The sequence below is a fragment of the Lysinibacillus composti genome (assembly GCF_016908465.1).
Taxonomy (GTDB): domain Bacteria; phylum Bacillota; class Bacilli; order Bacillales_A; family Planococcaceae; genus Ureibacillus; species Ureibacillus composti_A.
The window spans coordinates 1-9,106 of sequence record NZ_JAFBDY010000042.1 but is presented as its reverse complement, the minus strand read 5'-3'; the positions used below and the strand labels follow the sequence as shown (position 1 = coordinate 9,106).

Below are 9,106 nucleotides of genomic sequence, written 5' to 3'. Positions count from 1 at the left end.
ATAGTCATATGCTTCAACCACTTGTTGAGAAGGTAATGGAAAAAGTGAAGAAGCCAATTGCTGTTGCTGCCGATGCTGCTTATAAAACACCTGCACTCACTAAATTCTTATTTGAACATGAAATTCAACCAGCACTTCCTTATACACGACCAAAAACGAAGGACGGATTTTTACGCAAACATGAGTATGTTTATGACGAGTACTATGATTGCTACCTTTGTCCGGAAGGGCAAATCCTAGAATATTCAACAACGACTAAAGATGGAAAACGCCAATATAAATCGAACCCTACTCAGTGTGCAACCTGTCCTTTGCTTGCTCAATGTACAAACAGTAAAGACCACCGAAAAATCATTGAGCGTCATATTTGGGCACATCATGTAGAGGAAGCGGACCATCTTCGTCATCAAAACGAAATTAAACAAATATATGCTAGACGTAAAGAAACGATTGAACGTGTCTTTGCGGATGCGAAAGAAAAGCATGGTATGCGATGGACAACCCTACGTGGGATTAAAAAATTGTCCATGCAGGCGATGCTTACTTTTGCTGCCATGAATTTAAAGAAGCTTGCAAATTGGACTTGGCAAGCTCCAAAAATGGTCTGAATTAGAATACTCGACGAGTACTTTTGTTTAAAATAAGACTGAAAAATACCCGGAAAATCTCAAAAAGACAAAAGGCCTTCAGAATGAAACCATTCTGAAGGCCTTTTGTCGACAATCTGAATCCGCCTATTTATAGGCGGATTTTTTATTGGGCCATTTGTTGGGCTCAAATGGCAAAAGTATTCGTGCGAGTATATGACATGTAGCACAGTTAAACGGTCAACATCTCTTTATTTAATCATAACTCCATTTGTTTCAACCCATCAGGTGTGTGAAAGTATAAGAAGCCATCTTCAATAAATAAATCTTTGACTTCATCACGATAAACGATAGATTGTTCGGTGCCATTTGTTTTAATTTTTGTTAAAAAAGCACCGTTAGAGTAATTACTGAAGTAAATCCAGTTTCCGTATCCAACAATAAATTGTGCACGTGCTTCAGTTAATCGTTTCGTTTTCCCTGTCGATAAATCTAGAATATACAATTTATGATTGTCATCTACATTACTATAATAAATAGCGCCATCAACCTCATATGCATGGTCGACCTGACTCATCACTGTATACTTGTCATTTGTAGCCGTCGGATAATCCGATTGGTTCCAACTATGATCCAACTTCATTTTGGCATCTGTAGTTAAAAAGTATTTGTAGCTCACAATATTTTTCCGATCAGGAACAGGGTCATTCCAAGTTGTGTCAAGATGATACCACTGGCCATCAACTTTGACTAAATTCCAGGCGTGTCCACCAGTATAAACTTCCCCCACAACATACTTCGTTTCAACACCAAGCTCTTGCAACATCTTTAATGCAAGTAACGCATATCCCTGACAAACGCCCTTTCCTTCTTGTAATACTGCACAAGCACTATGTGGACTTATAGTTGTTTCCGTACTATACGCTGTGTTTTTGACAATATAATCATTTACAAACTTTACCTTTTCAAAATCCGTCATCGATTCCGGTGATATTGTAGAAAGAATACTCGCTACTTCTCTGTTGACAATTTCCTCTTGTGCTGCATTCGTTAAATATTGTTGGTGTACTGTAATTTTAGCATCTAGCTTACTATACTCATATTCGATTTTACGGTCAGATAAATGCCCCTGAATGTATTGATCACGAGCAGCAGCATCTTTGGTCGCCCGTTCAATTATATTTTCAATGTCACTTGTACTACCTACATAGTGAATTGTAAAATTCGTTTCCCATTGGCTAAAGTAGTAATAGAATGCATCTGTTAATGCTTCTACTGAATTTACTTTGTCAGGCAAAACTGCACCTGATGTTGTTGCAACCATTGGAGATTGAGACTCTTCAACTGAATTCGTAACAGTTTTCTCAATATCCTTCATAACTTCTCCCGATAAGACTTTAGAAGTTACATCGGTTATTACATTATCTTCACTTAATATGTTTTGCGCATCTGATAGAATCTGCTTGCCGTAATCATAGGCTGGCTTTATGAAAACCAGAAGGATGACAACAAGAGTTATTCGTTTTAACATCGTATACACCTCAAATGGTTTTACTGTTATCCATTACTATACTATTTCTTGCTCTACATTATATTGATATTGGTCACCAAACATTTTTTTCAACATTTGATGCGCTTCTTCTTTCATATCATCTGAAATTGAATGATAAATAACTGAAATGGCTTTTGCAATCACAATCGCATCATCAGTTAGTCCGACCATTGGCAAAAAATCTGCTACAAGGTCAACCGGTAATATAAAGTAACCGAGTACACCTAAAATAAAGAGTTTATCTTTTTTTGGCATTTCTGGACTTTTTAACGCGCAGTATAATGTCGTTGCACTATGTAACCCTTTAAATCCTAATTTCATTCCATATTCCTGAACTTTATGCATGAACTTTTTAGGTGAGTAATGCTTCTCTTTTCCTTCTATGACCTTTTGTAATTGGAGATCCTCATCCATTGTACTTCCTCCTCTTAGCAGCATCCAAAAAGATTATTTATTTAATCTCAAAGACTTAACTTATGACTATTATTTCCAAACAAACAAAAAAGTACTACATAAAAGAATTATCCCTGCAAGAATAGTAGCCCTTTTAGTAGTACTATAAATATATACGGTGTTGTTTCCTTAAAGGTTTCATTGTCTATTTACTAATTTAAAATTTTCCACTCATTAATAGCTAGCTAGCATTACCTTCCGAATACTTTTTTCGCGTTGCTATTAAATCGAGTCCTTCCTAATCTACTTCGATAGATATATGCTCAAATTTTGAAACATCAAACAATCCTGTATCAGTTAATTTTAATTCTGGAATGACTGGTAAACTTAAAAATGAAAGTGTTAAAAAGAAGTGGAAATTCAACTCTGGATGAATCTGATGAAGTGCATCATGAACTTCCTGAAGTTTAGTTAACGCCTCATATGCAGGGAGTGTTGACATAAGCCCTGCTATTTCCAATGGTAAGGAACCAATAATTTTCCCCTCATTAGCAACGACAAGACCACCTTTGATTTTTTGAAGTTCTTCTAATGCAACTACCATATCTTGATCATTCGTCCCAACAACAATCGCATTATGAGAATCATGAGCTATTGTTGTAGCTACTGCACCCTTTTTTAATTTAAAGCCATGAACAATGGCAAGACCCTTCGTTCCTAATTTATGATGACGCTCAATTACTGCAAGTTTCAGAAGGTCCCTTTCAATAGAGGGTTTAAAATAACCATTTTCCACTTCTACTTCCATTACGACCCGCTTTGTTGTAATTTGATTTGGTATAATTTCAATCACATTTGCTTTGTTGCCTTTTAAAAATGGAATTGCAAGATCCTGCTCATTAAATGATGGTATGTGTACGGAGTTTAGTATGGCATCATCTATTTTAATAGGAGCTAGCTCTGTTCTTAGAACTTGTCCATTTTCGGCAACTTTCACCCCATCTTTCCACACTGCTTTAGCTTTCATTGTTTCCAAATCTTCTAATAGTACAAAATCAGCTATATATCCTTCTGTGATTGCTCCTTTACCAAATAAACGATAACATTCTGCTGCGTTAAGAGTGGCTAGTTGGATGGCTTGAAGAGGTTCCATCCCATGTTTTATGGCAAGGGCCACAGCATAATTAATACTTCCTTCTTCAATTAATTCATCTAAATGTTTATCATCTGTACAAAACGTAAATCGTCTTGCATTTACAGTGTTGATCGCTGGCAGTAAGTCTACCACATTTTTAGCCGCTGACCCCTCTCTCAACAGAACGTACATCCCTTGTTGAACCCGTTCACGTGCTTCTTCTGCGGATACACATTCATGATCGGTATGAATTCCAGCTGCTCGATAACCACGTATTTGAGAGCTATTAAGTCCTGCCCCATGTCCATCGATTATACATCCAGAGTCCACTGCCATCATTAACTTATCAAGCATGTCAGAATCACTATTTAGCACTGCTGGAAAATCCATAACTTCTGCCAAACCTAGAACTTCCTTATTTATAAGAAATGGTGCTAAATCCTTTGCCTTCATCACCGCGCCTGCGTGCTCAAAAGAAGTAGATGGAACACTTGAAGGGAGCATAAAGTAAATATCAATCCCCGCATTTCTTGCATCTTCTAGCATAAACTTCATTCCTTTACTTCCTGATACATTGACGATTTCATGCGGATCTGTAATAACAGAAGTAATTCCATGTGGAAGAATGACTTGATTAAATTGTGATGGAGGTAGCATGGATGACTCAATATGAATATGTGCATCAATTAACCCTGGGATTACATATTTTCCTTCTGCATCTTCCTCAACTTTTGCGAAAAAATCATCATTTTCATCCACAGCTATAATCTTACCGTTTTTCACCACAATGCTTGCCTTTCTCCACCTTAAGGAAAATACATCGGCAACGACCGCATTCTTTAATATAAAATCGGCTTCTATTCTTTTTTGAGATGCCTCTATTTGTTGACTAAGCGTATTTTGATCCATTTGATTTCCCTTTCTTAAATTCCATATTTTTATATTTTATTTAAATAGCGTTTTAGTTATTTCCTTCTTGTATAAAAATTAAAAAAGAGTGCCTCACTACTTTGTATAAGTAAGTAAAGCACTCCAGTTTACTTATTCTATTAATACCCTAAGTGAACATTGGTTAGTACTATACATTCATGGTAAGAAACATTAACCTTGAATAATACCTGTTAGCTAATTTTTTCGTATCCCGGTAAAGTCAAGAATTCTACAAATTCATCTTGTTCAATTAAATTTTTGAATAGATCTGCCGCTTCCTTATAAAGGCCACTACCATAAGCATGCCCTCCAACTGCTTCTTTAATATTCTCAAGCTCTTCTTGTAAAATGTCTAAAACAAATGGTAATGTAATGTTTCGTCCATCTTCTAGTTTTCCTTTTTCATGTCGAATCCATTGCCATACTTGTGTACGGGAGATCTCTGCAGTTGCTGCGTCTTCCATTAAGTTATTAATTGGTGCTGCACCATTTCCACGTAACCAAGAAGCAATATACTGGACACCTACGCTTACATTTACACGGAGTCCCCCTTCTGTAATAGTACCCTCTGGAACGGCAACTAAATCTTCAGCTGTTACAGCAACATCTTCACGTTTTTTATCTATTTGATTTGGTGTTTTCATTACTGCATCAAATTGCTCCATTGCAACTGGCACAAGACCCGGATGTGCAACCCATGTACCATCATGGCCATCTGTTGCTTCACGACGCTTATCTTCTCGTACTTTTTCAAATGCCATTTCATTTGCCTGTTCATCATTTTTAACAGGAATTTGAGCAGCCATTCCACCAATTGCCGGTGCATTGCGTTTATGACACGTTTGAATACATAAAGAGGTATATGCACGCATAAACGGAACGGTCATGGTTACTTGACCACGGTCAGGTAAAATAACCTCTGAATTATTACGGAGACGTTTAATATAGCTGAAGATATAATCCCAGCGTCCACAGTTTAACCCTGCTGAATGCTCACGTAACTCATAAAGAATTTCATCCATTTCAAATGCAGCAACTATTGTTTCAATTAATACAGTAGCTTTGATTGTACCTTGTGGAATGCCTAGATACTCTTGTGCATAAACAAAAACATCATTCCATAAACGGGCTTCTAGATGGCTTTCAAGTTTTGGTAAGTAAAAATATGGCCCTGTTCCACGTGCTAGCGCTTCCTTTGCATTATGGAAGAAGTAAAGACCGAAATCAAAAAGACTACCAGACATTGCCTCTCCATTAATTAGAACATTCTTTTCTAGTAAATGTAATCCACGAGGACGAACTAAAAGAACTGCTGATTGTTCCTTTAGTTTATATTGCTTTCCATTTGAAGCTTGTGTAAGTTCAATTGTTCGTTTTACAGCGTCACGCATATTTATTTGACCTGCAATCATATTCTCCCAAGTAGGAGTTGAAGCATCCTCAAAACAAGCCATAAACATTTTAGCCCCAGAGTTTAAAGCATTAATTACCATTTTACGGTCTACTGCAGGTCCAGTGATTTCTACACGACGGTCTTGTAAATCTTTTGGTAGTGGCGCAATAGTCCATTTACCTTCACGAATATGCTTCGTTTCTACTAAGAAATCTAGCTTTTCTCCAGCATCAAGACGTTTTTGCCGAGTGGCACGCCTCTGTAACAATTCCTTGCGACGGCCATCAAATTTTTCATGTAATTGAAGAAGAAAGTTTAATGCTTCAGTTGTTAAAATCTCATTTACTTCCCTCGTTAACTCTCCAACTATTTTCAATTTCTGAGATGTTGCCTGTTTCATTCTAAAGATCCCCATCCTTTTATGAAATAACTGTAATTTGATATTGCTTAGAATCAGTCTTTATCCTTTTTCAAAACACTGTCACTAAACAATATAATTACAATTGATTTGCGAACAGATTTTGCAGCCTTTAATGCTTGCTGCAAAATCTGACGCATAGAGTGAAAAGTGCTAAATGTACTCAGTTTAAATAATTCGTTAAATGAATTGAGCAGTCTCCGTTGACCCCTTCATTGCTGTAGTTGAAGATGTACCACCTGAAATTGTTTGAGCCACTTCGTCAAAGTAACCTGTACCCACTTCACGTTGATGTCTTGTTGCTGTATACCCCTTTGATTCTAAATCAAATTCAGCTTGCTGTAATTTAGAGTAAGCGGCCATCCCATTATCTTTATAATCAACTGCAAGTTCAAACATGGATTTATTTAAAGAGTGGAAACCTGCAAGAGTTACAAATTGAAATTTATATCCAAGCTTTGCAAGCTCACGTTGAAATTCAGCAATTTCTTTTTCTGAAAGTTTAGCTTTCCAATTAAATGAAGGTGAACAATTGTAAGCAAGCATTTTACCTGGGAATTTTGCATGAATTCCCTCAGCAAATGTTCGAGCCTCCTCAATAGAAGGCTTAGACGTTTCACACCAGATTAGATCAGCATAAGGTGCGTATGCTAAACCTCGAGCAATTGCTTGTTGAATACCGGCTCTAGTACGGAAGAATCCTTCAGGCGTACGTTCGCCCGTAATGAATTCAGCATCACGAGGGTCAATATCACTCGTCACCATATCAGCAGCATCTGCATCTGTGCGAGCAATAAGAATTGTCTCAGTACCCATAACATCCATTGCTAGTCGAGCAGCTACTAAGTTACGTACTGCATTTTGAGTTGGAAGTAATACTTTACCACCTAAGTGACCACATTTTTTCTCGGAGGCAAGTTGGTCTTCTAAGTGAACACCTGCAGTACCCGCTTCAATCATCCCCTTAACAAGTTCAAATACGTTCAGAGGTCCACCAAAACCTGCCTCTGCATCCGCAATAATTGGAGCAAACCAGTCAAAGTCATCATTACGACCTTCTGCATGATCGATTTGGTCAGCACGTTGTAGCGCTTGGTTAATTCGCTTAACAACTTGTGGTACTGAGTTTGCAGGATATAAAGATTGATCAGGATACATTTGACCTGCCAGGTTGGCATCAGCTGCTACTTGCCACCCAGATAAGTAAATAGCCTTTAAACCTGCCTTCACTTGTTGCACCGCTTGGTTTCCAGTTAATGCGCCCAATGCATTAATAAAGTCTTCTTCATTTAAAGACTTCCATAAACGAGCTGCCCCCCGCTTAGCCAATGTTTGTTCAACTACAACAGAACCTTGTAATTTTACAACTTCTTCAGCAGTATATGGACGATTAATTCCTTTCCATCTTGGATTCTCAGCCCACTCTTTCTTTAATGCAGCAATCTTTTCTTGTCTTGTAGACATAAACGATTCACACCTTCCCCTTTGTGTTAAAAAATTCTTCCCCCAGCTGTTCCATAACAGATTTACTTGTTGTAAATTAATATATAACAGAATGGAAATTTTTGCACCACTTTATGACCAAACACCATATTTTGAGGATAACAATAAGATATAAAAGGATGAACGTTGATTTTGTATTTCACAAGGGGGAAATTGTAAATATGAAATTAAGAGAATTACATATTCCTGAAGGGGGATTTGAACAATTAAAGATTATTTTGGAAGATTGGATTCCTAAAGAAGCTTCTATCGTTGTAGCAATAGGGGACTCTTACGTTTATTTAGCACAAAGTACACAACATAATCATTTAAAACTGAGGGAAAAGGTACTACCAGATAGTATTGCAGCGCGTGTTCTAAAAACTAGACGAAAAACAGACAAAGTAATCGATCAGTCAATTTTCGATGTTCCATATTACGTAGTCGGATATCCACTAACTATTGACGACTTGGAAGCTGCCTTGGTTATTGTCCTACCTTCAATTTTCTTTAATGAGAACCAGCCATACAAATTTTTAACAGGTAGGCAGAATGAGGATTGGTCACCTGTTCCGACTGATCAAATCTCCCATATTGAAAGTTTGCAAAAACGCACATGGTTCTACGCGCTAAATGAACAATACAAAACGAATATTACTCTAAAGGAGCTCGAAAGAAGGTTACCAGAACAATTTATCCGTATCCATCGGTCGTATATTTTAAATATTTACTACATCCAAAAAATAAAAAAAGATTTAGCTTCAAATTTTGTTGTATTACTGAAAAATGGAGTAGAACTTCCGATTAGCCAAACTTATCTAAGTCATTTAAGAAGTGTTTTGGAATTTTAAAATTTATATCACATAACTTACAATATAATTAATAAAGAGAAGGTAAGTTTATACTTAAACCTTAGGATTCGTTGTCGATTAATATTCACAGGTGACGGAGATAAATTTCTTTGTCACTTGTCGACTCTCGATCTTCCACCACTTTCTGATGAATAAAAACAACCTAAATACTGTAACCGATGTTATTCATACGTACGTTTTTGTTAATAGTTTTAGTTAAGGTTTTTAAAATTAAATAAAAAAAGCCTAAGCTTTTGCTTAGGCTTTAAATTGCGTAGCGACGTCCTACTCTCACAGGGGGAAGCCCCCAACTACCATCGGCGCTAAAGAGCTTAACTTCCGTGTTCGGTATGGGAACGGGTGTG

At 37.0% G+C, this 9,106-nt stretch carries 7 protein-coding genes and 1 rRNA gene; 2 read left to right on the top strand and 6 right to left on the bottom strand.

Features of this window, described 5'->3' with window-relative positions; all coding sequences use genetic code 11:
- A partial coding sequence (locus tag JOD29_RS20040; protein ID WP_205101745.1) for a transposase occupies positions 1-608 on the top strand: 608 nt, incomplete at its 5' end.
- A gap of 238 nt (positions 609-846) precedes the next feature.
- Here the strand turns inward: JOD29_RS20040 and JOD29_RS20035 are convergent.
- The 5 genes from JOD29_RS20035 to aceA form a co-directional block, all read right to left on the bottom strand.
- On the bottom strand, positions 847-2,118 hold the full coding sequence (locus tag JOD29_RS20035) for a DUF5050 domain-containing protein (protein WP_124767040.1): 1,272 nt from the start codon (positions 2,116-2,118) through the stop codon (positions 847-849).
- A 36-nt stretch (positions 2,119-2,154) separates the two neighbouring features.
- Positions 2,155-2,553, bottom strand: a complete 399-nt coding sequence (locus JOD29_RS20030) for a YkvA family protein (RefSeq protein WP_124767041.1) — start codon at positions 2,551-2,553, stop codon at positions 2,155-2,157.
- Between the two features lie 277 nt (positions 2,554-2,830).
- Positions 2,831-4,576, bottom strand: a complete 1,746-nt coding sequence (ade, locus tag JOD29_RS20025; protein WP_124767042.1) for an adenine deaminase — start codon at positions 4,574-4,576, stop codon at positions 2,831-2,833.
- A gap of 212 nt (positions 4,577-4,788) precedes the next feature.
- Positions 4,789-6,390, bottom strand: coding sequence for a malate synthase A (aceB, locus tag JOD29_RS20020; RefSeq protein WP_124767043.1), 1,602 nt, complete (start codon positions 6,388-6,390; stop codon positions 4,789-4,791).
- Positions 6,391-6,588: 198 nt separating this feature from the next.
- On the bottom strand, positions 6,589-7,872 hold the full coding sequence (gene aceA / locus JOD29_RS20015; RefSeq protein WP_124767044.1) for an isocitrate lyase: 1,284 nt from the start codon (positions 7,870-7,872) through the stop codon (positions 6,589-6,591).
- A gap of 200 nt (positions 7,873-8,072) precedes the next feature.
- Between aceA and JOD29_RS20010 the strand changes: the two genes are divergently transcribed.
- On the top strand, positions 8,073-8,741 hold the full coding sequence (locus JOD29_RS20010; RefSeq protein WP_124767045.1) for a LytR/AlgR family response regulator transcription factor: 669 nt from the start codon (positions 8,073-8,075) through the stop codon (positions 8,739-8,741).
- A gap of 272 nt (positions 8,742-9,013) precedes the next feature.
- Here JOD29_RS20010 and rrf read toward each other — a convergent pair.
- Positions 9,014-9,106 (bottom strand): 5S ribosomal RNA (gene rrf / locus JOD29_RS20005); the annotation flags it as partial.